Consider the following 25,063-nt stretch of genomic DNA (forward strand, 5'->3'; position numbering starts at 1 on the left):
TTGTCTATAGGAGTTCATAAAATGTAATAGATTCAATTTCCATCCATTGGAGGGGGAGGTTAATTCTTAATGAATGAAGTAAAGAGTTTTTTTCGAAGTAGAGGGTTTCAACGGTTTCTCGTTTTAATAATAGTAGCGCTTGTATTATATGCATTAAAAAGTATGATCAATTTAATATTAATTACGTTTATACTGACGTTTTTAATGGATCGATTTCAACGTTTTATTTCAAGGAAATTGAAAGTAAACCGGAAAATTGTTATTGCATGTTTGTATATAATACTAGTTTCCTTTATAGGCACAACGTTATATAAATATTTACCTGTGCTGACGATACAAATTTCACAATTAATTTATCAATTTAAACTATTTTTTCAAAATCCACCTGATAATGAAATCGTTAAATATGTACTTTCGACAATTAATGGGATGGAAGTATCAAAATATATAGAACAAGGTGTAGATGTTATATATCAATCAATAGCAAATATAGGGAAGGTAAGTTTACAAATATTATTATCTCTAATTTTAAGCTTATTTTTCTTATTAGAAAAAGAGCGTATTATTACATTTACATCTAAGTTTAAAGATAGTAAGTTAAAAATCTTTTATGAGGAAATTGCATATTTTGGTGAAAGATTTGCAAGATCGTTCGGAAAAGTAATTGAAGCTCAGTTTTTAATTGCCGTTGTAAATTGTATTCTTACTGTCATTGCATTAATTGTTTTAGGATTTCCACAGCTACTTGTATTAGCTGTTATGGTTTTCTTACTAGGGTTGATTCCTGTTGCAGGTGTGATTATTTCTTTGTTTCCACTTTGTATCATTGCTTACAACGTAGGCGGAGTTATGTACGTAGTATACATACTCGTGTTCATAACAGTAATCCACGCTCTTGAAAGTTATTTTTTAAATCCGAAGTTTATGTCTGCAAAAACAAATTTACCAATCTTTTATACATTTATGATTCTCATCTTCTCAGAGCATTTCCTCGGAATATGGGGGCTTATTATCGGGATACCAATCTTTATCTTTTTATTAGATGTACTTGATATAAATAATGAGGATGCGACTAAAAAATAAGAAATGATAGAAAATCATTAAAAGGTCATAGGGGATAATTAAGATAAAAAAGCAATCCAAAATAAATTGGATTGCTTTTTTATCTTAATTAAAGAACCGGAGCCATTGTTTCTTTTAATACTTGAACAGAGTGATCGAATTTTAATTCTTCTTCTTCACTTAATTCAACCTCTAAAATTTCACGAACACCGCCGCGATTTAAAACAGCAGGCACCCCGATATAAACATCTTTTTGACCATATTGACCTTCTAAGTAAGCTGATACAGTTAATACACTATTTTCGTCGTTTAAAATTGCTTTTGTAACACGTAGAAGTGACATACCGATACCATAATAAGTTGCGCCTTTACGCTCAATAATATGGTAAGCTGCATCACGGACGTTTATGAAAATTTTGTCTAAATCTTCTTGATTATACGTGTTGTCTTTTTCAAGCAGTGTTTGTAGTTTTTGGATACCAACGGAAACATGACTCCAAACAGGAAGTTCAGTATCGCCGTGTTCTCCGATAATATAAGCGTGAATGTTGTGTGGACCAATATCGAAGTACTCACCTAACATATAGCGGAAACGAGCAGAATCAAGCGTTGTACCAGAACCGATTACACGTTCTTTCGGTAAACCAGATTCTTTCCAAGTTACGTAAGTTAAAATATCTACAGGGTTTGTTGCGATTAAGAAGATGCCATCAAATCCGCTATCCATAATACTGCGAACGATTTGTTTAAAGATTTTAGCGTTTTTCTCAACTAAATCTAAACGTGTTTCGCCTGGTTTTTGTGGTAATCCAGCTGTAATAACTACAAGGTCAGCATCTTTACAATCTTCGTAGCTGCCTTTCCATACTCTAGTTGGAGCTGGTGCGAATGGAACAGCATGACTTAAATCCATTGCCTCCCCTTCAGCTTTTGCCTCATTTACATCGACTAAAACAAATTCTTCAGCTACGGCTTGGTTAATCATGCAGTAAGCATAACTACATCCAACTGCTCCTGTTCCTACTAATACAACACGGTTAATACCTTTTTTCATTTCAAAATTCCTCGCAATTTCATTGATTTTATTATGTAAGATAATACGTCTTACTTCTATAGAGTCATATCTAGTTTATTACATTTTATAAAAGATATTCAAGTATTTGAAAATGTATCCGTGCAAATCCGCGAACAAAACATAGGAATTCAGTGAACCGAATATAATTCAGTAAAATCCTTTGTAAAAGGGGAAATGGCATGGGGAACCCATTAGCAATGGAAGAAATGCTTCATATTATTCATGCAGGGCTTGTCAAAAAGAATAACCCAAAACGGATTACGATTGCAGGTGCAGGGATTTCTGGATTAGTTGCAGGTTCTTTATTAAAAGAGGCTGGGCACGAAGTAACGATTATAGAAGCAAATAACAGAATAGGTGGCAGGGTGTATACGATTCGGGAACCATTTAGTGTGGGTTTATATTTTAATGCGGGACCGATGAGAATCCCTGACACCCATAAGTTAACCTTAGCGTATATTCATAAATTTAAACTACCTTTAAACCTTTTTATAAATAAAACTTTTGCAGATATCATTTATACGAATAACATTCAAACGAGATTGAATGTGTTTGAAAATGATCCAAGTGTACTTGAATATCCGGTTTTGGATAAAGAAAGAGGAAAAACGGCAGAAGAGCTAATGATTGAGGTATTAGAACCAATACTAAATTATATTAAGAAGGATCCTGATAAAAACTGGCTTATCGTTGAAAAAAAGTATAAAACGTATTCGCTTGGTTTATTTTTAATGGAGTATTATTCAGATGGTGCAATAGATATGATTGGGGTACTTCTTGATATGGAAGCTTATATGGGAATGTCCTTAATTGAAGTATTACGTGAAATGATTTTCTTTACTTCAACGACGAAATATTATGAAATAACTGGTGGAATGGATAAGTTATCGAATGCATTCTTACCACAATTAAGAGAACATATTTTAATGCCATATAAGGTTGATAAAATTATACAAGAAGATAATAAAGTAATGTTACAAGGAAATCATGAACAAACGTTAGAGCAATTTACAATAACAAGTGATTTTGCTATTATTACAATTCCATTTTCAGCGTTAAGATTTGTAGAAGTTCAGCCATACTATTTATTCTCTTATTTTAAAAAAAGAGCAATTCGTGAATTAAATTATATTGCTGCAACTAAAATTGCAATAGAGTTTAAAAGTAGATTTTGGGAGAAAGCGGGACAGTGTGGCGGTAAATCTATTACTGATTTACCGATACGGTTTACATACTATCCGAGTTATGGCATTCATACTCCAGGACCAGCTATCGTAATAGCAAGTTATACGTGGGCAGATGAGGCGTTAACATGGGATAGTCTCCCGCAAAGAGATCGTATTCGTTACGCATTAAAAAATTTAGCGGAAATATACGGTGACATCGTCTATAGTGAGTTTGTCACTGGAACATCTTTTAGCTGGAGTAAAAATCCGTATTCTTGCGGTGCATTTACAGCTTTCGAACCAGGCCAAGAGCTCGAGTTATTTCCGTATATTACACCACCATCTGGAAAAGTACATTTTGCAGGAGAGCATACGACATTAACACATGGATGGATGCAAGGGGCAATTGAGTCTGGAGTAAGAGTTGCATATGAAGTAAATGAACAGTGAATCTCTTATATTTACAAATGGTCATTCTTTTAATAAAATGATAAATATAAATCGTAATTATTACGCTTTGAATACATTTGAAGTAAAGAAATGGATGGTCGGTTGAATGAATAAAGTGGAGATTCATATATTAGGTGGTTTTTTAGGTAGTGGAAAATCAACATTATTACAAAATTTATTGTTAGCAGAGAAAAAGAAGAATAGAAAAGTTGCAGTATTAATGAATGAAATTGGTGAATACTCGGTAGATACAGATATTATTGGAAAAGAGAATGTTTTAAGAGAACTTCTTAAAGGCTGTATTTGTTGTACGTTAAAAGAAGAGCTTGAAATACAATTACATTCGTTATACCAACAAGAAAGACCAGATGTCATTTATATAGAAACGACAGGTGTTGCGCATCCAATTGAAGTGTTAGACGCGTGTGTCTCGCCAATTTTAGCTCCTTTCCTGGAAGTGAAATCAATTGTAGTCGTTTTAGATGCAGTAAGGTGGTTAAACAAAAGTATATTAAGTGCAAATGTACAACAGCTATTGCATGAGCAACTGAAATTTGGTAGTCACATTCTTGTTAATAAAGCAGATTTACTAACAGATGAAGATAAGAACATAGTACTTGAAGAAGTAAAGACAATAAATGATCATGCGAAAATGTATGAGACAAAGTATTGTAATATATCTTTAAAAGATATAGAAGAAGCAGAATTTCCAAATGATGAGGAACATGAGACACTACACGTTAAACAGCATTTACATATACAAACGATGACGTATCAATTTACGAAACCGATTGATCAAGACAAATTATATGAATGGCTTTCGAATTTACCAGATAGTATTTATCGAGTGAAAGGCTTTGTGAAATTCCATGGAGATAAATACCCTCACCTATTCCAATATTCGTTCGGAGTACCGACTTTACTGGAACAAGATTTCGGTTTCCCAACAAACTTAGTAGTAATTGGAGAAGGAATAGATAAGAAACGATTGGCTGAAGGGTTAGAGAAAGTAGAACTTAACTCTAATTAAGGTGAAAAGACTAACTTAAAAAATAAGTTAGTCTTTTTGTATGGCCATTACTAAAATGAAACAGTATTTTCAATTGGATTGCAGAATATATATTGATTGTATGTCCGTTTCCATTACATAGGAAGGTGATTATATATTTGTGCCGAATGTAGAGGGTACTACAAGAGTTTTCCATTATCTATCGTATTAGTTAGTCATGATTACGGACAGGGGATTTTGGCGTGTTTGATTCTATCAGAAAGTAAAGTATGGGGAGGATCACAATGTCGATGAAAAAACGTAAGTGGCTAAAGACAATGTTTACTGGTTGTGTTTTAGGTTCGTTATTAATAACGGCAGCTTGTTCAGGAAAGAAAACAAGTACAGAAGATGAAAAAACGATTAAGGTAGGAGTCCTTGCTTCTTTAACAGGACCGCTAGAATCGTATGGAAAACAAACAGTGAACGGATTTGAATTAGGGTTAGACTATGCAACTGGTGGGACTGGGAAAGTAGATGGGAAAAAGATTAAGTTTGTTGTAGAAGATACAGAAACGAAAGCGGATGTAGCAGTGAAGAAAGCTACGAAGTTATTAGAAGAAGAGAAAGTTGATTTTTTAGTTGGATCGTCTAGTTCAAGTGATACGTTAGCGGTTTTACCACTGGCAGAAGAATATGAAAAGATTATGGTTGTAGAACCGGCAGTTGCGGATAGTATTACCGGGAAGAACTGGAATAAATATATTTTTAGAACTGGAAGAAGTTCCTCACAAGATGCGATTGCAGGAGCAGCAGCAATTGCGAAAAAAGATGTAAAGATTGCGACATTTGCCCCAGATAACGCTTTTGGTCGTGAAGGGATTGCTGCATTTAAAGCGGGTGCGAAAAAATTAGGTGCGAACATTGTGAATGAGCAATACGCGGATACAAATTCAACAGATTTTACAGCGAATATTCAAAATATCATTAGTTCAAAACCAGATTATTTATTTATCGTTTGGGCAGGGGCAAATTCACCTTGGAAACAGTTGAAAGATATGAATGTGGAAGCGCAAGGTATTAAAATTTCTACAGGTGCGCCAGATATACCAGCATTAAAAACAATGGATGCATTAGTAGGTATGCAAGGTTTTTCTGTATATTATCACACGCTTCCAAAAAATAAAGTGAATGATTGGCTAGTTGAAGAGCATAAAAAACGTTTTAATGGTGCAGTGCCAGATTTGTTTACAGCGGGAGGAATGTCAGCAGCAATTTCTATTGTAGAAGCCTTAAAGAAAACAAAAGGTGATACAGATGTAGATACCTTGATTAAGAAAATGGAAGGAATGGAATTTGATACACCAAAAGGAAAGATGAAGTTTAGAGAGAAGGATCACCAAGCGATGCAGACACTGTATTCTATCACATTGAAAAAGCAAGACGGTGTTGATTATCCGGTGCCAGTGTTAGAGCGAGAATTAACGATGAAAGAAACAGAACCACCAGTTCAAAATAAATAGACTGAATTTTCTGTTGTTTTTGTATAAAGAGGGGGGACCCTCTTTATACATATTTCTTTCATACTCACGGCTTTAAAGGGAGGGGATTTCGTGACACATTTGTTAGAGACGAAAAATCTTAGCGTATCTTTTGGTGAAGATCATGTTATTAAAGATGTAAATTTAACTGTCCAAAAAGGAAAACTCATTTCTATTATCGGGCCAAATGGTGCGGGGAAGACAACATTATTTAATTTACTAAGTGGACAGATTTCACCCACAACAGGTGAAGTGTATTTTAAAGGGCAAGATATTACAAAACTATCGATTTCAGATCGAACACGCTTAGGAATCGGTCGCTCTTTTCAGCTTACAAACATATTCCCAGAATTAACGGTACTTGAAAATGTCCGTTTAAGTGTTCAATCATTCGTACAAGATTACTATAGTTTTTTCCCGAGTCCAGCAAAATTAAAGCAACAAGTTGGAGAGGCGAGACGTTTCTTAAAAACAGTATTACTTCACGAGAAAGAGAACGTATTAGCGAAAGATTTGGCACATGGAGAGAAAAGAAAGCTAGAACTTGCGATGTTATTAGCTTTAAAAACGGATGTGTTATTACTTGATGAGCCGACGGCAGGTATTTCGGTTGAGGAAGTCCCTGCTATATTACAAGTGATTGAAAATATTAAGAAACATCCAGAGAGCACAATTGTACTTATCGAACACAAAATGGATATGATACTAGGTTTGTCAGATCATCTTATCGTTTTATTTCATGGAGAGTTATTGGCTGAAGGATTGCCAGAAGAAATTATAAAAGATGAGCGTGTACAAAGTGCTTATTTAGGGGGATTATATAGTGGCACTATTACAAGTGAATAATATAGAAACGTATTTAGATCAGTTTCATATTTTGCAAGGAGTATCTCTTACTGTTGAGAAAGGGACGATTACTGTACTGTTTGGTAGAAACGGGGCAGGGAAAACAACGACATTACGCTCAGTTATGGGGTTTCACCGGATTGCAGATGGTGAAATTTATTATGATAGTGCAAAAGTAAGTGGATTACCTACACATTTAATTTCAAGGAAAGGAATAGGGTATGTACCAGAAAATCAAGGTATTTTTCATGATTTGACAGTAGAAGAAACATTCGCTCTTGCTAGGGGGAAAGGTGAAGAAGTAGAAGGGAAAATAGAGTGGATGCTGGAACTATTTCCGGATTTAAAGCAGTTTTGGAATAAGAAAAGTGGGCTCTTGAGCGGAGGGCAAAAGCAAATGTTGGCTATTTCAAGAGCTTTTATTAATAGTGATGGATTATTACTTATTGATGAACCGAGCAAAGGGCTATCCCCGATAATGGTGGAGAAATTAATGGTAGCTATTTTGAAGATGAAAGAGAAAACAACAGTTTTACTTGTTGAGCAAAATTTTATGATGGCTAGTCAAATTGGCGATTATTTTTACATTATGGATAACGGACGAATTGTTCATAACGGTTTTATGAATGAATTAAAAAAGGATAAGGAAATGTGTCATAAATATTTAGGAATCTCTTAACATGAACCCGAGGTGAAAAGGATGGATGTGTTAATAAATTTATTTGTAAATGGGATTTCAACAGGGATGCTCATTTTTTTGTTAGCATCAGGTCTTTCACTTATTTTCGGTCTAATGAGCGTTTTAAACTTTGCACACGGTGGTTTATTTGCGTGGGGAGCATTTACAGGTGTTTGGTTATTTAATATGACAGGAAGTTATATATTAGCTTTAGTTGGAGCAGTAGCTATGGGAATGTTCCTAGGATTTATTTTAGAAAGGTTTCTTATTAGACCAGTATATGGAAATCATGTTCGACAGCTGCTCGTTACGCTTGGAGGAATGCTCGTTCTTAGTGAGTGTATTAAAATATTTTGGGGGCCAAACCCTATTAGTGCAAAATTACCGTTATGGTTACAAGGAAGTTTTACATCCGGAGGTATTATATTAATTAAATATCGTCTATTCGTTATTTTGATTGGGATAATTATTTACATTGCACTACTATTATTACTCAAAAAGACGAAGATAGGTCTTATGATCCGTGCTGGTGTAATGGATAAAGAAATGGTTCAAGCGCTTGGTATTAATGTAAAAGCGATATTTTCTTTCGTCTTTTTATTAGGAGCAGGGATGGCAGCTTTGGGAGGATTCTTATTAGCACCGTATTCGGGTGTTATTTTCGCCGAGATGGGCATGCAGTATGCAATTTTAGCATTTATAGTAGTAATTATCGGTGGATTAGGAAGCGTACAAGGTTCAGCTATTGCTTCTTTAATTGTCGGATTAGCTGGTGCTTTTACAGCGTATTTTATACCAGATTTATCACTTGCAATTAATATGTTAATGTTACTATTTTTCTTAATAGTGAAGCCAACTGGACTTGTTGGTGAAAAGGGGTGAAATGGTGAACAACACATCGGACCGAATTAAAGTATACTCCGGAGTATGTATGCTCATTTGTTTAAGTGTATTTCCGTTCGTAAATGATTCACGGAGCCTGTTAATTTTGTTCACTCAAATCTTCATCTTTGCTATTTTTGCAATGAGTTTTGATGTATTGCTTGGGTATACAGGAATTGTATCGTTCGGTCATTGTATGTTCTTTGGGATAGGAGCATATGGGGTAGCGCTTTTATTTGATCGACAAGGCGTATCAATAACGAACTTTTTAATTGGAATAGTAGCTGCAATTATCGTTTCAGCAATCGTTAGTTATATAATTGGTTTGCTTTCTTTACGATTGAAAAGTCATTTTTATGCAATGTTAACACTTGCTATTTCACAGTTGTTTTTCGTACTTGCTGAAAAATGGCGTGGGCTTACTCACGGAGGAGATGGTTTTACATTTGGGGTACCAGAAATATTCCGTGATCGTTTTACTTTTTATTATGTATCACTTGTATGTTTATGCTTCATTTTTATTCTATTACGTCTTTTTACAAAGTCTTCTATTGGGAAAGTATTAAAGGCAATTTCACAAAATGAACAACGTGTTGAAGCACTTGGATATAAAGTCCTCCATTATAAAATAATCGCAAGTGTAGTCGCAGGAATAGTAGCTGCAATTAGCGGTGGTTTATTTGTTATTACATTACGCTTTGTCAATACGACTGTATTTTCAATTGAAATGACACTAAATGCACTCTTAATGACAATGATTGGAGGAGTCGGAACATTAATTGGAGCTATTGCTGGGTCTGGGATTATTGAATCACTAAAATATTATTTATCAGAACTAGCGACGGAATATCCGATTTTTGAAAGATGGACGATTATTCTAGGTTTATTGTATATTATCGTGCTACTCGTTTTTCCGAAAGGATTGGTTGGGACGGTTAAGAAATTGAAGAGTTTTAAAAGGAATAAAAAGGAGAAAAGTACAGAAGTGGAGCAAAACGTGTGAAAAATCAATTGTATACAAAATAAAAATCCCTCTTGTATATTCGTTAAAGAGGGATTTTTATTTTGAAAAAAGTTTGTAATCAAAGTCATTTTATTAATCAAATAGTTCATCAGGGATATGCTTGATAAAGGTTTGATTCGTAAAAAAATGAACAGCTAAATTCTCAAGGGGAACATCTTCAATTATTACTAATGTATCATTTTTAATCGGTAAAAAAGCTATTCCTTTTCCATCAGCAATAAACTCTTCCATAAGCGAATAAGAATCCAACTGTTGAAGTTGTCGCTGAGATAGATTGTTTTCTTTTAGAAATTGTATTGTCTTATTCCTAAAAGGGCACTTTTTGTCATTGCTAACGAAGAAAATTTCTTTTGAATAATCAATGGTACATTTTTCTTTCGCTTTTAATAAGCCTACAGAAATTGAGGTTGTGAACACTTTTTTAAACGATGCGTCAGGATAATCCTCATAAGTTATGACCATATCAACTTTTTGTTGCTGCAGTAATTTTTGCAAATGACTACTACTTTCTACATATATTTGATAATTTCTGAAATTTACTTTAATACGCTTACTTAAATAATTTGTCAAAATAGATTGTGACGTCGCTATTATATAAGAAGAACCACTCGTTTTAATTTCATCTTTTACTTCTTCTAATAGAGTTAATATTTTATTCGTGTAATCTAATAAAATGTCACCAGCAGGTAACAAGGAAACACCTTTGTTATCTCTATGTAGTAAAGGCGTTTCTAATTCTTGTTCTAATTTTTTGATTCGCTCAGTTACGTTCGGTTGAACATATCCTAACTCTTTAGCAGCTTTACTAATAGAACCCTCACTGGCCACAGTTTTGAATATAATAAGATCATTTATTTCCATGTATCTCAGCCCCTTATGCACTATCATTATAAATGATACCAAACATAATTTATACCTATTTTACGTTAGCCGCTTATCGATTTATCATAATGTATATAAGATTGAAAGCGAGTGATAAACATGATTGGAATGCAATATAAGGTCATTCTTCCAAAGGATTATGACATGGAAATTATTAAGAAAAGGGTAAAGGATAATGGCTATAAAACTGATGGTTTCCAAGAACTAAATTTTAAAGCTTATTTAATTACGGAAACGGAGAAAGACGGGAATTTTTATAACTGCTATGCACCTTTATATATTTGGAATGGTCATGAAGGGATGAATAAATTTATCTTTGAAGGGTATTACGATAACATTTTACAATCTTTTGGATGGCAACAAATACATATAGGTGTTCCATTAGTGGTTAATCTAAGTGATGGATTTAAGAAAAGTAGATATGTTGTTGAATATGCAGGAAGTATTTCTCAAAGTAAAACGTTGATTGGGACTCAATTAAGCACGATAAATGAAGATGTACAAAACAACGAAAAGTGTTTAGGGAATGTAATCGTTTATAATCCGGATAAATGGGGATATAGTAGGTTTGAGTTTTATGAAGAGAAGCCTGAAATGGTAACAAATAAAGGTGTTACAGTATATGAGATTTTGCACATTTCACGATGAAAACTTGTTGAAATTAAATTAAGAAAAAGGAATGAAAATGTATGCCTTTTGTGAACGTTTATTATCATGAAAATATATTAAATAAAGAAGAGTTGAAAAAGATAGGTGAATGTAGCCTATATAAATGTAACTACAGCTAAAACCTCTGAAGATGTGACGTAAAGTAAGCGATATCTACAGTGGAGATGGTTTTTCTATTTTTTTAATCATAACTTACAGAATTATTCTTTTGAATAAGACGTCTTTCACCAGTGTTAATTGGTTCAATATCTTATAAAATAATGTATAGTAAATTAAAAACTAAAAGTGGAGTAAACATATGGACAAAAATCGGAGTTGAAAATGGAATATTATAAGGTTAGTTTTATAAAAATGAAGACTATAGTTCTATTATTGTTAGTAAATTCTAAATAGTAAATTACATTTTAGCTTACTGAACAAGTGATAATCCCCATGCCCAGTAAGCTAAAAAAATTATAAATTTGTACATCAAAATTCCGGGCGTTTTGTAAGGTTTACACCAACCCCACTTTATGGAAGCCTATTAATCGTTTACGTCTATTGTCTGCTCTAGCCAATACATGCTCAGGAACCCTATAATTTAAGAGGGGATAAAATGACTGAGAAATATAAGATTTACTATAAACAACTTGCTGTACGATTCTTGGTTTTTGATTAAGGTTTAAACCGCCACGGTGCCAAACCTGATTGTTAAAAATTAGACAATCACCAGCTTTTGCTTTAAAAGTCACGGGTTTTTTTCCATTATAAACAGGGAGTTCTTGTTTAGTGTCTGGAAATTTACCGCTTCTATGGCTACCAGGAACTAATTGTGTAGGTCCCATATCTTCCTCAACATCCGCGAGATAGTATAGACAGTTGACAATAAATACTGGCATTTGAATATTATTATCCCAATCAACATTTTTTGGAAGTGGGAAAAACATTTCATCATCAATTAAATCGATATGCCATTGATCTATTCCTGTTCTTCTAGGGGTCTTAATTGCATTCATACTACGCAAATGACAATTATCCCCTAAAATTGCTTCGACTAAATTAATAACTGGAGGCAAATCGATTAAATTTTCAAAGACTTCACCACGTTCGAACATCATACCACGAAAAATAGGAGCGTACCCATTCCTTGGACCTCGAAAAGCTTCTTCAACCCCGGTATTCAATAAATTGATTTGGTCTTCATTTAGAACATTACTCATAAAAACAAAGCCATCACTATGAAATTGTTTCACTTTATCACTTAGATCATGCATAAAATATTTCCCCCTGAATCCTAGAGTTTTTTATAATTTCCTATTGCTGAAGATAATTATTAGATAAAAAATTCACTTTACTGTTCAATAAAAACTAATATAACAGTACAAAAAAATGCAACCGATTGCATTTTGGAGGGGAGGAAGGTTTATTTAGAAAAAACATATTCTATCATCTCCGCCTCTTGGATGAAAGTGTTTTCATTCCACCTTCGGTAATTAGTCTAACATTATTTTTGGTAAAAATAAACAAGAGTAGTAACTTCAATTGTTTATTTTTCGAGTTTGATTTTTTTGAAAAGTATGTTTGATGAAGTAACAGGCAGTAAATATTATGAAAATATCTTGATTTATAAGCTTTTTGTATATTTTTCACAAAAAAATAATAGTAAAGAAGTTAATGTAGAAGTAGATATTGAATTATTATTAGAATATTTAATTTATTTATCAGGTTGCGTTTTGTTTTGTTGGATAATTCATAATTAGATAAAAATAGTAAAAAAATGTATTTACAATTTATAGTAATAGGTTTATAATCCATAACTGTGCAAACGTTTTCTTTTATGGTTCGAATTTTAAGAATCAATAAAATATTTGCTTAGTAAAATACATACGAAAGGATGAGATAGGTGAAAGTAGTTATTCTTTGTGGTGGTTTTGGAACGAGAATGCAATCGCATAAAGATAATATTCCTAAACCGATGATTACGATAGGGGACAAGCCAATATTATGGCACATTATGAAATACTATTCTTCATGGGGACATAATGAATTTATTTTATGTTTAGGTTATCAAGGGTGGAAAATAAAAGAGTATTTCATGAATTATAAGTTAATCAATAGTGATTTTTCAATTTCTCTTAATCAGCCCAATGATATTCAATACCATAATAGATTGAGTGAGGAAGATTGGAAAATTACGATGGTAGAAACAGGTTTAGATTCAATGACAGGGAGTCGTATTAAACAAATTCAAAAGTATATTGGAGATGATTCAACCTTTATGCTTACTTATGGAGATGGAGTTTGTAATCTTAATATTAATCGTCAATTGGACTTTCATCATTCACATGGAAAAATACTAACTGTTACAGGTATTTCAAGAACAGGGCAGTATGGGGAGTTGCAATGTGACAGTGAGGGGCATGTAACAGAGTTTCAAGAAAAACCTCAAGTTGCTGATGCAAAAATTTCTGGTGGATATTTCATTTGTAACAGAGGGATTTTTGAATATCTAGACAATGATAAAGAATTAGTATTTGAAAAAGAACCGCTACAAAAATTAATGGGAAATAAACAAATGATGGTATATAACCATAGTGATTTTTGGGGAAGTATGGATACATATAAAGATCAATTAACTTTAAATCAAATGTATGAAAATATGGAGGCACCTTGGAAATTATGGAATTAACTAAAGACTTGTCTATATTTAAAGGGAAAAAGGTACTTGTTACTGGGGATACAGGATTTAAAGGTGCATGGCTTTGTATGTGGTTAGATATGTTAGGTGCAGATGTTGTCGGATATTCACTACCTCCTGATAAAAAAGATTGTCTTTACAATATATTAGGTTTAGAGGAAAGGATTTTACATATTGATGGAGACATACTAGATTTAGAATATCTAAAAGAAGTTTTCAGAAAACAAAATCCAGAATTTGTTTTTCATCTGGCTGCTCAACCACTTGTAGGAGTTTCGTATACAGAACCCAAACGCACTTTTGATGTTAATGTAATTGGTTCAGTGAATTTGTTAGAAGTTGTTCGTCACAATAAGTCGGTTAAGTCGGTAGTATATGTTACGTCTGATAAGTGCTATAAAAATAAAGAATGGTTATGGGGGTATAGGGAAAATGATGAATTAGGAGGAGGAGATCCTTATAGCGTTTCTAAAGCAGCTGCAGAGCTAATATTTACTGCATATATAGATGCTTATTTTTCTGAGGACAGTAAAATTGGTTTAGCGAGTGCGAGAACAGGAAATGTAATTGGTGGAGGAGATTGGGCGGAGGGGCGAATTATACCTGACTGTGTTAGAGCTCTTTCAGCGAAAAAAGTAATTGAATTAAGAAAGCCCTATGCTTTTAGACCTTGGCAGCATGTACTTGACGTATTGTATGGTTATTTGCTACTAAGTATAAATTTGTTTCACAACCCTAAAAAGTATAGTGGAAGTTGGAACTTTGGGCCAACTAATACTTCCATTTTACCAGTACAAAGATTAGTAGAAACGTTTATTGATAATTGGGGGAACGGGTCCTATAACTCCGAAAATTATAATGAAAATTTTTATGAATCTAATAGTCTAAGTGTTAATTCTGAAAAAGCTGTTTATCAATTAAAGTGGAATTCAAAATGGGATTTTAATCGTACAGTTAGTGAAACAGTAAACTGGTATAAAAATTTTGAAGAAGGTAAGGATTCTTATCATTTCACGTTAGAACAAATTCAGGCATATATGAAAATACATAAAGAAAGGGAAGTGAAACCTTGAAAGTATTAATTTTTTCGCGTGAGTATCCGCCTAATACAATTGGCGGAACAAGTACAGTAGCCAGATCATTGGCTGAAGGTCTAGCAAAATCAGGATATAAAGTAGGAGTAATTACAAATAATATAGAGGAAATTTTAGTAACAGAAGTAATTAATGATGTTAATATATATCGAATTAGCAATAAATCTTTATATACAGAAGAAGCTGGTATAAGTGACAATTCTCTTGTTTCTCATAGAAGATTAATGAAGGGTGTAAATCATTTCGTAAATAAGTTTGGTGCACCATCAATAATTATTTTTCCGGACTTGTTTTGTTTTCCTGAAGCTTCTATTTTAGCAAAACAGTTTGGATGCCCACTCATTAATATCCTTTTACAAGATTTTTCAAAGATGGTTCCTTACGATAGAAATGGGGTTCATCGAGTTTCAAATAATGTTGAAGCTAGAAAAGAGTTAATTCTTGAATTGGAGAGAAAAGCATTAATGCACTCTACCCATACTGTGTTTATTAGTAATGCGTTATCCGAAAGTATACATAAGCAGTATGAGGATTTATCGAGAGATAAAACAAGCGTAATTCATTTAGGAATTTATCCAGATGAACTTGCAAGAAAAGAAAATGTAAATTATAGACGAAGAAGAAGCGTTCTAGCAAAAGAGGAAGAAATTATAATTTTAGGTTGCGGTAGATTAGTACCAGTGAAAGGATTTGATTATTTAATTAAAGGATTTGCAAAAGTTTGGAGAAATTACCCAAAAGTTAAGCTCGGAATTATTGGTGTTGGACCAGAGCTAGAATATCTCAAGGAACTAACTAAAAAGTTAAATGTAAGCGATTCAGTAATTTTCTTAGGTGATATAACACGAGAGGAGGCAATTGAATACTTTCATGTAGCAGATATATGTGTAGTACCTTCATTATGGGAGTCGTTTTGTTATGTTGCTGCTGAATTTATGGCTGTAGGTAAGCCTATAATAGCCTCTTCGGTTGATTCGTTAAATGAGTTATTACGTGATAACAAAGAAGCTTTGAAATTAACTGTAAACGAAGATAAGTATGGTATACGTGAGTTAGATGAAAATGAAATTGCCTATAAGATTGAAAGATTGTTAAATAATCAAGAATTAGGTGATAGTTTAGCAAACGCGGCTAGAGAAAGAGTATCAAGGTATTTCATTAATCAACATTTTATTAATGGTGTATCAGAATTAATAGAGGAGAAACTCCATAAGAACACAGATAAAATTGCGGGGTGTTCTGAATGAAAGAGAATATTCAATCATTAAAAGAACTTATTGATAAGATAACACCTATCGATAAATATGCCGAAAGAAAATTTCACATTAGCCAAATGCGAATAGCAAAGCCATTAAAAAGTTTAGGGGCGTTAGATAAGATAGCCTATCAGATTGCAGGTGTACGAGGAATAACTCAGATAGATGATTTCAAAAAAAGTATTGTTATTTTTGCAGGTGACCATGGTATAGCATCAAAGCATGTATCATTATTTAAATCAAATGTTACGAGTAAGGTATTCAAAACGATAGCCGATGGTTTAGCACCTATTAATGTAATTGCTAAGCAGGTTGGGGCAGATATTACTTTAGTTGATTTGGGTTTGAAAGAATGTATTGATTCAGATAATTTTCTTAACTGGAAGGTTAAGGAAGGAACGAATGATATGACGAATACAGTGGCAATGAGTATATCTGAAACAATAGAGGCTATATTAAAAGGTGCTAAAGTACTAGAGACTGAAAAAAATCAAAATTCAAATATTATAGCAGTTGGGGAAATTGGTATTGGAAATACCACAGCCGCTAGCGCTATAACTTCAGTTGTTTGTAATATCTCACCAAATGATGTTGTAGGAAAAGGAACGGGTATATCGTGCGAAAAGGTTAAATATAAAACTGAAATTGTAAAAAAGAGTATAGATTATCATAATCTCAAGGTCACTGATGATCCTCTTCGTATAATTAGTTCTATTGGTGGACTGGAAATAGCTGGGGTAGTAGGGCTAATTCTGGGAGCAGCAGCACGGAAAATACCTATAATTATTGATGGATTTATAACTACAGCTGCGGCTAGTATTGCGCAATTATTATGTCCAGATATATCTAATTATCTTATTGCGTCCCATGTCTCTTCTGAACCTGGGCATAAATTCTTACTGGAAAAGATGGGGTTGTCACCATTACTTGATTTACAGATGAGATTAGGAATGGCTTCGGGAGCGGCAATTGCAACTTCATTAGTAGAAATAGCCTGCAAAGTAAGCTGTCAGACTGGACCATATATCGATATGAATATTGAACATATTGATCGAAATTTAAACTGGGGGAGTACTGAACATTAATGATTAATAAAGTATCCACAGTCATATTTGATTTAGATGGAACGTTGGTTAATAGTTGGAAAATTCATTTGGAAAGTTGTAAATATGCTTATTCAAGGGTTATGAATAAAACTTGTAGTACACTTCTAATCAAAAGATATGCTATGCCTACAGAAGAGGCTACACTTGGTTGTTTAGTAGGAGAAGAAAATAAAGAAAGAGCATTAAAATTTTATAATAAGTATTTCCTAGATAATTTGTGTGAATTATTTTTAATACCTCCAATTGATATACACAATATGTTGGAGTACCTAAAAGATAGGAAAATGAAACTAGGGATTTTTACGGGCAGATCAAGAGAAACGACTTACGCACTACTTAAATATACCGATTTAATTAAATATTTCGATGTAATTATTACTTCTAGTGATAATATACCAAGTAAACCCAATCCAGATGGATTAGCTTTAGCAATAGAGATGTTGGAGGCAAAAAAAGAAGAAAGTATATTTATTGGGGATACAGAGAGTGATTTGGATATAGGTAAGAAAGTAGATGTTTATACAATCAAAGTAGATTGGTTTACTGAAAATTTTTCAATGAATAAATCATACGAGGTAGTTACCGCTAGTACGCCAATGGATTTGAAAAATAGAATAACTTCAAAGATATGAGGGGTTTTTAGTGATATACAATCAGATCAAGAAGAACAATCCAGAACACATCGCTTTTATAAGAGACGAAAAAGAGGTTAGTTACAAAGAGTATATAGAAGAAATTGAAAAATGCCGTAGTACGATTATTAAGATTGGGTTATCTCAAAGTAAATTAGTAGGATTATGTTTAAAAGATTCATATAGATTCTCAATACTTTTCGTTTCATTATGTTCTTTGAAAATTCCAATTATACTATTGGATCCTTATACAAAAAGTGAAGAATTTCAAACTGTTATCAACATGTATAAGCCAAGTATTTTAATAACAGATACAAAAAAACTAATAGATATAGAAGATGATATGGTAATTGAAGAAAAAATGGAGTTTGAGAAGCCCATAAGACTATTTAATTTAAGAACACAAAATTTGTTCTTTAAGAAGAACAAAAGTGTTGATGAAGGGAACTTAGTTATCTTTTTATCATCGGGATCCACCAATATTCCAAAAGCTGTTTTGAAATCAGAGAAACGATTATTAAATGAAGGTTTACAACTTAAAAAAACATTAGATTTAAAAGAAGAAAGAATACTGTCTATTGCACCAATATTCCATGCGTATGGTTTTGCTTTTGGGTTTATTGCACCATTAATTTCGGGTGTAACAATAACTTATTTACCCGCGTTAACTCTCGCAACAAAGATTGAGAAGGTAATTTTAGAAAGGGAAATTGAAATTTTAATTGCACTTCCAGTTCATTATGAGATGTTAGCAAGCCATTGTAAAAGTAAGTTAACAAACTTGAGATACGCTCTTACCGCAGGAGGGATATTAAACCAAGAAGTGTTAACAAAGTGTGAGGAATTAATTGGATTAAATTTAAACAATGTATACGGTATGACAGAAACAGGTGCCATTTCAATCTTACATGAAAAGTATGAAAATAAACTATATAATCAACCATCTGTTGGAAAAGTAATATCGGATACAAGTGTATTACTAAATTATTCAGATCCTGTGGAATCAAAAGGGTTACAAATTTTCGAAATACTGATCAAAAATAAAAGTATGACAATGGGTTATCTAGATGGTGAAGGTAATTTGGATTCCATTATCGATAAAAAAGAGTATTTTAAGACTGGAGATTTAGGGATATTCGATGAAAAGTGTCATCTTTATATATATGGGAAGCAAAAACTCACTATTAATGTATCCGGAAAGAAGGTAAATCCTTTAGAAGTTGAAGAGGTTATTCAAACTCATCCTGCTGTTAAAGAAGCAGTAGTAGTGGGACAAGAAGATTCAATTAGAGGAGAAATACCAGTCGCCCATATAGTTTTAAATCATCCTTCTAAGCAAGAAGAAATATTATCCCATTGCAGAAGGTATTTATCAGCATATAAGGTACCTAGAAAGATATTTTTTCAAGAAAAACTTGAGCAGACTTCAACAGGTAAGGTGAAAAGGCAAGCGTTGAAAGAGAATTTATAATCTAATTATAAAAAATAAAAGACAAAAAAGGGGTTAATAAAAATGAACACACATGTTGAGATGGAAAACATTCAAAAGGTATTAAAAAACATCATTGCTGAGGGTGTAACAGAAGGAACCGAAACTAATATTTCACCAAATGAAATCCCTAACGATAGCAATTTAATTGATTATTATAATATAGATTCAATAATGGTTTTAGAAATTTTATTGAAAATAGAACAAACATTTGAAATAGAAATTCCAGATGAAGAACTTAGTGTCGATCTTGTTAGCACAGTTGAATCTTTAACTACTTATATTATAGAAAAGTTAAATAAATAATAAGAAGAACTATGGGGGGAGGAAAAGGTGTGTATTCAATAAAAGTAAATAATCTTCAGAAAGAATATCGCTTTCATCGAAAGGAGCCTGGGTTTCTTGGTTCTATTAAATCTATGGTAAATAGAAAGTACGAGCAGAAAATAGCGGTTAATGATTTAAGTTTTAAATTAAAACAAGGAGATTTTGCTGGTTTTATTGGTCCTAATGGAGCAGGTAAAACTACAACTCTAAAAATCTTAACGGGAATTTTAACGCCCTCCCATGGTGAAGTTGAAATAATGGGATGTGTACCGTGGAAGAGAAGTTTGGAACATCGAAGACAAATATCGATTATGATGGGAAATCGAGGACAACTAATTTGGGATTTACCTCCATTGGAAACTTTTGAACTTAATAAGGAATTATATTCTATATCAAGTAAGGATTATAAAAATCGGCTTGAAGAATTATCTGGTTTATTAGAAGTTGAGCATTTGCTCAAAGTTCAAACAAGAAAATTATCTCTTGGTGAAAGAATGAAAATGGAAATGATTGCAGCTCTTCTTCATGCTCCTAAAGTTCTGTTTTTAGATGAACCAACTATAGGGTTAGATTTGTTTGCTCAAAAAAAAATTAGGGGTTTTCTCAAAGAATATAATCAACGTTATAATGCTACAATTCTGCTAACAAGTCATTATTTAGATGATATACAAGATCTTTGTGAGAAGTTAATGATATTAAATAAAGGGAATTTAGTATATAACGGTTTAACAGCAGATATAATGAAAGATTTTGATGTTAATAAGTATATATCTGTTAGTTTTAAAGAAAAAATATCCTCATCACAAATTGAACGATTAGGAGCAAAAGTTACATTGCAAGAGCAAAACAAAATGGTATTATGTGTGAATAAAAATGAAATGAAAAATGTAGCTACAATTTTATTAAATTCTTTTCCTATAGAGGACTTAACAGTAGAGAATATCTCAATAGAAGGCGTAATAGAGAAAATTTACTCAAAATCCAACAAACAGCTAATTAGGGGTTAATCACATGAAAAAAGCTATACCAATAAATGCTTATTTTAAAATTGCACAAACAAGTTGGCTTAGAGGAATAGAATATCGTTTTGGGGTATTCTATATGATTTTAGAAGCTTTTTTACCCACAGTTGCAATGTTTTTGATGTGGAAAGCTATTTATGCAAACGGAGATACAGTAGCTAATTATTCACTTAATCAATTAATAACTTATTTTATTGGTGCTCGAATAATAAACTATTTAATTTGGTATCAGGTAGATTGGGATTTGAATGAGAAAATAAATAAAGGAATATTAAGCAGTCTGTTATTGAAACCAATTGATGTTCAAGCTTACTATGTTTCTGAAATGATAGGTGATAGGTTTGTAAAGTTTTTCTTGGGTTGTATACCTTTGTCCATAATCATGCTAATTTTAAAAAAATATATTAGTATATCTTTAGATTTAAAGTCCATAATAATATTTATTATTGCAATTATAGGATCAGCGGCTCTATGGTTTCTATTGTCATGGATAATTGGCTGCTATGCATTCTGGGCACATAACCTGGTAAATATTTTATTTGTAAAGCATTTAATTATAACTATACTGTCAGGAGGATTTTTTCCGCTAGATTTGTTACCACATACAATAGTAAGGGTAATAGATTTTACACCTTTTCCATATCTAGCATTTTTTCCATTAAAAATAATTACTGGATCCGCTAGTCAAGATTATATAGTACATGGACTTATAGTCCAACTGATTTGGATAATATTATTTTTCATATTAGGGAGAGTAATTTGGAGAAAAGGGGTTAAAAATTATGTGGAAGTAGGTGGATAAAATGAATAAAATAAAGGTTTTTAAAAAAATAGCTACATTAAGTTTACAAAAGGATTTAGAATACCGAGCAAATTTTTTCGCTATGGTTGTATCAGGATTACTTTGGATTAGTGTACCATTAATATTCTTTAAAGCTATATATTTAAATGTAGAAAATATATTGGGATGGCAATGGGCCGAAATGTTAATTTTAGTAGGGACATATATGATTATTGATGCAATTATGATGTTCTTAATGATACATAATATGGGTATGCTTCAAAATGACATTATGGATGGAAGACTGGATTTATTGTTGATAAAGCCTATTGATTCTCAATTTTACGCATCATTTAGAACTTTGAATTATACCCAAATATTGAATGTAATTCCAGGGATGATAGTTGTAATTATTGGAATGAATTCAATGTCCAATGTTTTAAATTCAATTAATTTATTGGGATATTTTCTCTATTTATTTTCAGGAATGATTATTTACTACTGTATTTGGTTTATGTGGACCATTACAGCTTTTTGGTGGCCAAGTATTCAAAATAGAGAAGGAATGTTTTTAAGTACAATAATAATGGCTAGATTTCCAGATGATATTTATCAAGGCATAATAGGAATGATCTTCAAGTATATGTTCCCCATTGCTTTAGTTGCTAGCCCTGCTGCAAAAATAGTTACTGGAAAATTAGATATTGTATTGGGAATACTTACTTTTGGGATTAGTATAGTGCTTTTAATTATTACACGTTTTGTGTGGAATAGGGGATTAAAAGCGTACAATAGTTCTGGAAACTAAATAAAAGGAGTTTTATTAACATGGCAAATATCGCTGCTAGCATTGTACTAATCACAAGAAACAAGCTCGAACGTATACAGCATACTTTGAAATCGCTTTCTCTACAGAATACCAGGGGGATTCTTTTTGAAGTAGTTATTGTTAATAACGGTTCTACTGTGGATTACACGTCAGTAATAGAGTTGTATAAGGGGCAACTACATATGCAGTATACAGAAAGAGAAGCTGCATCTATTGCAAAAGCTAGGAATATAGGAATTAAAATGGCAAAAGGAGATATCATCATTTTTTTAGATGATGATATCTTATTTGGATCGCAATTTATATACGAGCATATAAAACCGCATTTAGAAAGTAAAGATGAAGTCGTTGTTGTAGGTGACCGTTATAATGTATTTTTTGGGAATATAACTTCTCATAGGACAGAAACAATCATACATAATGCATTATTAAATGATATAAATCAACTAAATGGAACAGCTAGAGAAGATTTTTATGCCAAACAAACGTTTAAATTGTTTGGGTGGCATCCAAATGGAGGGCATATTGCATGGACCTGCTTTGTAACACGAAATGCCTCGGTTAGTAAAAAGTTGTTAGAAAAGGTAAATTATTTTGATGAAAAGTTCCTTGGTTGGGGGGGAGAAGATATTGAATTAGGATATCGCTTATATAATCAGAATGCTAGATTCATATATCAGAAAAACGCTAAAGTTTATCACATGGAACATCCAGTTGGTAAAAATAGAATTGAAAATTTGGCTAAAAATATGAACTATTTCTGTGAAAAATATTCTGAGCACTTAGATCCCAAATTATTTGTAAAATTTATAAATAATCAAATATCATTAGAGGAATTTTATAACTCAAATAATGCTTTAAAGCTACACATTAAAAATAGTTCACAAACCTATTTTAAAATGATTAGGTAATGAAGAACTGGAGAGTAGGAGGAAAATAAAATGAAGGTTTTAGGATTGGGTGGATCTTTACATGATTTTTCAGCATGTTTAGTTGATAATAGTGAAATTAAGGTTGCTGTAGAAGAGGAAAGGTTAGTACGGGTTAAATATGCATATAAGCTAGGTGAACGTGTTTCGAGGTGTAAGGCTGCAAAATATTGTTTAGATTCGGAAGGAATTTCTATTGATGATGTAGATTTAATAGTGGCAAATGATTATCTAACACCTGGTTATTACCTTAAATATAGAAAAAAAGTTAAGTTAATTAGTCATCATCTTAGTCATGCAGCTAGTGTATTTTATCCATCGAAATTTGAAAAATCAGCTATTTTAGTTTTAGATGGTGGAGGGAGCCAAATAAATAGTAAGAATCAAATATTTGGAGAAACAATAACATATTATTTAGGAGAAGGATCTCAGATTTCTACTTTAAAGGATATTAAAGGCGAAGTAGTAGGTGAGGATTATGAACAGGTTTATACAAATTCATTAGGATTTTTTTATGGAATAGTTACTAATAGCATAGGATTTAACTCACAGGGTTATATTGAACCTGGTAAAACAATGGGCTTAGCTCCTTATGGTACGGACAAATATGTGAAGGAATTTTATAAATTCTATAATTGTGATATAAATGGGAATTTCAATCAAAGCTTAGAGCAACAGAGAGAAATGGAACAGTACATAAATCACGTATTGGAAAATATGAAAACGCTTAAGAGATTGGAGCAAGCAAAAGCTGATTTTGCTTTTGCAGTTCAATATCATACTGAGGATATTGTAATTAAACTTTGCAATTATTTATATGAAAAAACTCAAATAAAAAACTTATGTATTTCTGGAGGTGTAGCTTTAAATAGTGTTGTAAACTATAAAGTTTTAGAGAATACTCCTTTTGAAAATATATTTGTAATGCCTGCAACAGGTGATACCGGTACTGGAATTGGAGCGGCCCTTTATGGGTATTATGCTTTAGGAGGAAAGCATAGGAATCCCTCTAAAACAGATTTTTCTCCGTACTTAGGAAAGGAATACACTGAAATAGAAATAAAACAGTCTCTAGAACAATATAAAGAATCAATAATAGTATCAGAACCAAAAAATTTGCATAAAACGGTTGCTAAATTAATTAGTGATAAAAATATTATAGGGTGGTTTCAGGGGAAATCAGAAGTAGGTCCAAGAGCATTAGGAAATCGTAGTATATTAGCAGATCCTAGATATAATGATATGAAGGACCTTATAAATACAAGAATTAAGCATAGAGAACCGTTTCGACCATTTGCACCTGCTGTTTTAGAAGAAGAACAAGATAAATATTTTTCTATGAAAGAAAGTTCTTACTATATGTTGTTTGTTCCGAAAATCCATAATTCTAAACAAAAGGATGTACCTTCAATTACTCATATTGATGGGACTGGAAGAATGCAAACAGTATCAAAGGATATGAATCTGAATTTTCATAAATTAATTTCTGAGTTTAAAAATTTAACAGGTATTCCAATTCTTTTGAATACTTCATTTAATGATAATGGAGAACCGATAGTTGAATCACCAAATGATGCTATTAAATGCTTTTTAAATATAGATTTGGATTATTTAGTAATCGGAAAGTATTTAATTCAAAAAAATAAAAATTAGGAGA

24 protein-coding genes and 1 pseudogene are annotated in these 25,063 nt (G+C 32.4%); 22 read left to right on the plus strand and 3 right to left on the minus strand.

Annotation, left to right across the window (positions count from 1 at the left end):
• Positions 1 to 69 precede the first annotated feature (69 nt).
• A complete protein-coding gene (locus tag MR160_RS06565) occupies positions 70 to 1,083 on the plus strand; it encodes an AI-2E family transporter (RefSeq protein ID WP_001006602.1) in 1,014 nt (337 codons plus the stop codon).
• Positions 1,084 to 1,171: 88 nt separating this feature from the next.
• Here the strand turns inward: MR160_RS06565 and MR160_RS06570 are convergent, their stop codons facing one another.
• On the minus strand, positions 1,172 to 2,116 hold the full coding sequence (locus MR160_RS06570; RefSeq protein WP_000715322.1) for an L-lactate dehydrogenase: 945 nt from the start codon (positions 2,114 to 2,116) through the stop codon (positions 1,172 to 1,174).
• A gap of 200 nt (positions 2,117 to 2,316) precedes the next feature.
• On the opposite strand from MR160_RS06570, the gene MR160_RS06575 reads away from it, so the two are divergent.
• From MR160_RS06575 to MR160_RS06605, 7 genes are all read left to right on the plus strand, one after another.
• Positions 2,317 to 3,753 carry a flavin monoamine oxidase family protein gene (locus tag MR160_RS06575; protein ID WP_000527999.1) on the plus strand — a complete coding sequence of 479 codons (1,437 nt, stop codon included), beginning with the start codon at positions 2,317 to 2,319 and terminating at the stop codon, positions 3,751 to 3,753.
• 106 nt (positions 3,754 to 3,859) lie between these two features.
• Positions 3,860 to 4,783 (plus strand): CobW family GTP-binding protein, encoded by a 924-nt coding sequence (locus MR160_RS06580; RefSeq protein WP_001044926.1) that lies wholly within the window; start codon positions 3,860 to 3,862, stop codon positions 4,781 to 4,783.
• 263 nt (positions 4,784 to 5,046) lie between these two features.
• Complete coding sequence (locus MR160_RS06585; protein WP_000061996.1) at positions 5,047 to 6,264, plus strand: substrate-binding domain-containing protein; 1,218 nt, start codon at positions 5,047 to 5,049, stop codon at positions 6,262 to 6,264.
• Positions 6,265 to 6,354: 90 nt separating this feature from the next.
• A complete protein-coding gene (locus MR160_RS06590) occupies positions 6,355 to 7,128 on the plus strand; it encodes an ABC transporter ATP-binding protein (RefSeq protein WP_000149310.1) in 774 nt (257 codons plus the stop codon).
• Positions 7,106 to 7,807: an ABC transporter ATP-binding protein gene (locus tag MR160_RS06595; RefSeq protein ID WP_001196709.1), complete on the plus strand. Its 702-nt coding sequence runs from the start codon at positions 7,106 to 7,108 to the stop codon at positions 7,805 to 7,807. The genes MR160_RS06590 and MR160_RS06595 overlap by 23 nt, the downstream gene beginning before the upstream one ends.
• A 21-nt stretch (positions 7,808 to 7,828) precedes the next feature.
• Positions 7,829 to 8,689, plus strand: a complete 861-nt coding sequence (locus tag MR160_RS06600) for a branched-chain amino acid ABC transporter permease (RefSeq protein ID WP_000382788.1) — start codon at positions 7,829 to 7,831, stop codon at positions 8,687 to 8,689.
• A 49-nt stretch (positions 8,690 to 8,738) separates the two neighbouring features.
• The gene (locus tag MR160_RS06605; protein ID WP_002083259.1) at positions 8,739 to 9,692 is read left to right on the plus strand and encodes a branched-chain amino acid ABC transporter permease; all 954 of its coding nucleotides are present in this window, start codon (positions 8,739 to 8,741) and stop codon (positions 9,690 to 9,692) included.
• Between the two features lie 93 nt (positions 9,693 to 9,785).
• Here the strand turns inward: MR160_RS06605 and MR160_RS06610 are convergent, their stop codons facing one another.
• Positions 9,786 to 10,574 (minus strand): LysR family transcriptional regulator, encoded by a 789-nt coding sequence (locus MR160_RS06610; protein ID WP_000404994.1) that lies wholly within the window; start codon positions 10,572 to 10,574, stop codon positions 9,786 to 9,788.
• A gap of 120 nt (positions 10,575 to 10,694) precedes the next feature.
• Between MR160_RS06610 and MR160_RS06615 the strand changes: the two genes are divergently transcribed.
• Together MR160_RS06615 and MR160_RS06620 are read left to right on the plus strand one after the other, a co-directional pair.
• Positions 10,695 to 11,243, plus strand: a complete 549-nt coding sequence (locus MR160_RS06615; protein ID WP_000579907.1) for a DUF4865 family protein — start codon at positions 10,695 to 10,697, stop codon at positions 11,241 to 11,243.
• A gap of 41 nt (positions 11,244 to 11,284) precedes the next feature.
• A pseudogene (locus MR160_RS06620) lies at positions 11,285 to 11,356 on the plus strand (tautomerase family protein); the annotation flags it as partial.
• Between the two features lie 402 nt (positions 11,357 to 11,758).
• Here MR160_RS06620 and MR160_RS06625 read toward each other — a convergent pair.
• Positions 11,759 to 12,517 (minus strand): phytanoyl-CoA dioxygenase family protein, encoded by a 759-nt coding sequence (locus MR160_RS06625; protein WP_000543792.1) that lies wholly within the window; start codon positions 12,515 to 12,517, stop codon positions 11,759 to 11,761.
• Positions 12,518 to 13,146: 629 nt separating this feature from the next.
• Here MR160_RS06625 and rfbF point away from each other — a divergent pair.
• From rfbF to MR160_RS06685, 12 genes are read left to right on the plus strand one after another with little or no spacing between them, the layout of a single operon-like run.
• Positions 13,147 to 13,932: a glucose-1-phosphate cytidylyltransferase gene (rfbF, locus tag MR160_RS06630; RefSeq protein ID WP_000869622.1), complete on the plus strand. Its 786-nt coding sequence runs from the start codon at positions 13,147 to 13,149 to the stop codon at positions 13,930 to 13,932.
• On the plus strand, positions 13,923 to 15,014 hold the full coding sequence (gene rfbG / locus MR160_RS06635) for a CDP-glucose 4,6-dehydratase (RefSeq protein ID WP_242297115.1): 1,092 nt from the start codon (positions 13,923 to 13,925) through the stop codon (positions 15,012 to 15,014). The genes rfbF and rfbG overlap by 10 nt, the downstream gene beginning before the upstream one ends.
• A complete protein-coding gene (locus tag MR160_RS06640; RefSeq protein WP_044783463.1) occupies positions 15,011 to 16,282 on the plus strand; it encodes a glycosyltransferase family 4 protein in 1,272 nt (423 codons plus the stop codon). Before rfbG ends, MR160_RS06640 begins: the two co-directional genes overlap by 4 nt.
• Positions 16,279 to 17,376, plus strand: a complete 1,098-nt coding sequence (gene cobT, locus MR160_RS06645; protein WP_000662058.1) for a nicotinate-nucleotide--dimethylbenzimidazole phosphoribosyltransferase — start codon at positions 16,279 to 16,281, stop codon at positions 17,374 to 17,376. The genes MR160_RS06640 and cobT overlap by 4 nt, the downstream gene beginning before the upstream one ends.
• Positions 17,376 to 18,029, plus strand: a complete 654-nt coding sequence (locus MR160_RS06650; protein WP_000608988.1) for an HAD family hydrolase — start codon at positions 17,376 to 17,378, stop codon at positions 18,027 to 18,029. Before cobT ends, MR160_RS06650 begins: the two co-directional genes overlap by 1 nt.
• A gap of 10 nt (positions 18,030 to 18,039) precedes the next feature.
• Positions 18,040 to 19,500: a class I adenylate-forming enzyme family protein gene (locus MR160_RS06655; protein WP_242297116.1), complete on the plus strand. Its 1,461-nt coding sequence runs from the start codon at positions 18,040 to 18,042 to the stop codon at positions 19,498 to 19,500.
• 42 nt (positions 19,501 to 19,542) lie between these two features.
• A complete protein-coding gene (locus MR160_RS06660; RefSeq protein ID WP_001091896.1) occupies positions 19,543 to 19,824 on the plus strand; it encodes an acyl carrier protein in 282 nt (93 codons plus the stop codon).
• A 29-nt stretch (positions 19,825 to 19,853) separates the two neighbouring features.
• Positions 19,854 to 20,852: an ABC transporter ATP-binding protein gene (locus MR160_RS06665; RefSeq protein WP_000286890.1), complete on the plus strand. Its 999-nt coding sequence runs from the start codon at positions 19,854 to 19,856 to the stop codon at positions 20,850 to 20,852.
• Between the two features lie 4 nt (positions 20,853 to 20,856).
• Complete coding sequence (locus MR160_RS06670) at positions 20,857 to 21,669, plus strand: ABC transporter permease (protein ID WP_000709301.1); 813 nt, start codon at positions 20,857 to 20,859, stop codon at positions 21,667 to 21,669.
• Position 21,670: 1 nt separating this feature from the next.
• Positions 21,671 to 22,456, plus strand: a complete 786-nt coding sequence (locus MR160_RS06675; RefSeq protein ID WP_001033633.1) for an ABC transporter permease — start codon at positions 21,671 to 21,673, stop codon at positions 22,454 to 22,456.
• Between the two features lie 20 nt (positions 22,457 to 22,476).
• On the plus strand, positions 22,477 to 23,388 hold the full coding sequence (locus MR160_RS06680; RefSeq protein WP_001273689.1) for a glycosyltransferase family 2 protein: 912 nt from the start codon (positions 22,477 to 22,479) through the stop codon (positions 23,386 to 23,388).
• Positions 23,389 to 23,418: 30 nt separating this feature from the next.
• Positions 23,419 to 25,059, plus strand: coding sequence for a carbamoyltransferase family protein (locus tag MR160_RS06685; protein WP_242297117.1), 1,641 nt, complete (start codon positions 23,419 to 23,421; stop codon positions 25,057 to 25,059).
• The last annotated feature ends 4 nt before the right edge of the window (positions 25,060 to 25,063 follow it).

The organism is Bacillus cereus group sp. BfR-BA-01382, from assembly GCF_022663475.1.
GTDB classification, from domain to species: Bacteria; Bacillota; Bacilli; order Bacillales; family Bacillaceae_G; genus Bacillus_A; species Bacillus_A thuringiensis_S.

What these genes read in the sequence shown, in the direction of transcription:
- MR160_RS06680 (WP_001273689.1), top strand. Translation starts at nt 22,477, where the DNA reads ATGGCAAATATCGCTGCTAGCATTGTACTAATCACAAGAAACAAGCTC.
- MR160_RS06660 (WP_001091896.1), top strand. Translation starts at nt 19,543, where the DNA reads ATGAACACACATGTTGAGATGGAAAACATTCAAAAGGTATTAAAAAAC.
- MR160_RS06625 (WP_000543792.1), bottom strand. Translation starts at nt 12,517, where the DNA reads ATGCATGATCTAAGTGATAAAGTGAAACAATTTCATAGTGATGGCTTT.
- MR160_RS06580 (WP_001044926.1), top strand. Translation starts at nt 3,860, where the DNA reads ATGAATAAAGTGGAGATTCATATATTAGGTGGTTTTTTAGGTAGTGGA.
- MR160_RS06615 (WP_000579907.1), top strand. Translation starts at nt 10,695, where the DNA reads ATGATTGGAATGCAATATAAGGTCATTCTTCCAAAGGATTATGACATG.
- MR160_RS06565 (WP_001006602.1), top strand. Translation starts at nt 70, where the DNA reads ATGAATGAAGTAAAGAGTTTTTTTCGAAGTAGAGGGTTTCAACGGTTT.
- MR160_RS06670 (WP_000709301.1), top strand. Translation starts at nt 20,857, where the DNA reads ATGAAAAAAGCTATACCAATAAATGCTTATTTTAAAATTGCACAAACA.
- MR160_RS06585 (WP_000061996.1), top strand. Translation starts at nt 5,047, where the DNA reads ATGTCGATGAAAAAACGTAAGTGGCTAAAGACAATGTTTACTGGTTGT.
- MR160_RS06600 (WP_000382788.1), top strand. Translation starts at nt 7,829, where the DNA reads ATGGATGTGTTAATAAATTTATTTGTAAATGGGATTTCAACAGGGATG.
- cobT (WP_000662058.1), top strand. Translation starts at nt 16,279, where the DNA reads ATGAAAGAGAATATTCAATCATTAAAAGAACTTATTGATAAGATAACA.
- MR160_RS06650 (WP_000608988.1), top strand. Translation starts at nt 17,376, where the DNA reads ATGATTAATAAAGTATCCACAGTCATATTTGATTTAGATGGAACGTTG.
- MR160_RS06610 (WP_000404994.1), bottom strand. Translation starts at nt 10,574, where the DNA reads ATGGAAATAAATGATCTTATTATATTCAAAACTGTGGCCAGTGAGGGT.
- MR160_RS06675 (WP_001033633.1), top strand. Translation starts at nt 21,671, where the DNA reads ATGAATAAAATAAAGGTTTTTAAAAAAATAGCTACATTAAGTTTACAA.
- MR160_RS06570 (WP_000715322.1), bottom strand. Translation starts at nt 2,116, where the DNA reads ATGAAAAAAGGTATTAACCGTGTTGTATTAGTAGGAACAGGAGCAGTT.
- rfbG (WP_242297115.1), top strand. Translation starts at nt 13,923, where the DNA reads ATGGAATTAACTAAAGACTTGTCTATATTTAAAGGGAAAAAGGTACTT.
- MR160_RS06575 (WP_000527999.1), top strand. Translation starts at nt 2,317, where the DNA reads ATGGGGAACCCATTAGCAATGGAAGAAATGCTTCATATTATTCATGCA.
- MR160_RS06685 (WP_242297117.1), top strand. Translation starts at nt 23,419, where the DNA reads ATGAAGGTTTTAGGATTGGGTGGATCTTTACATGATTTTTCAGCATGT.
- MR160_RS06605 (WP_002083259.1), top strand. Translation starts at nt 8,739, where the DNA reads ATGCTCATTTGTTTAAGTGTATTTCCGTTCGTAAATGATTCACGGAGC.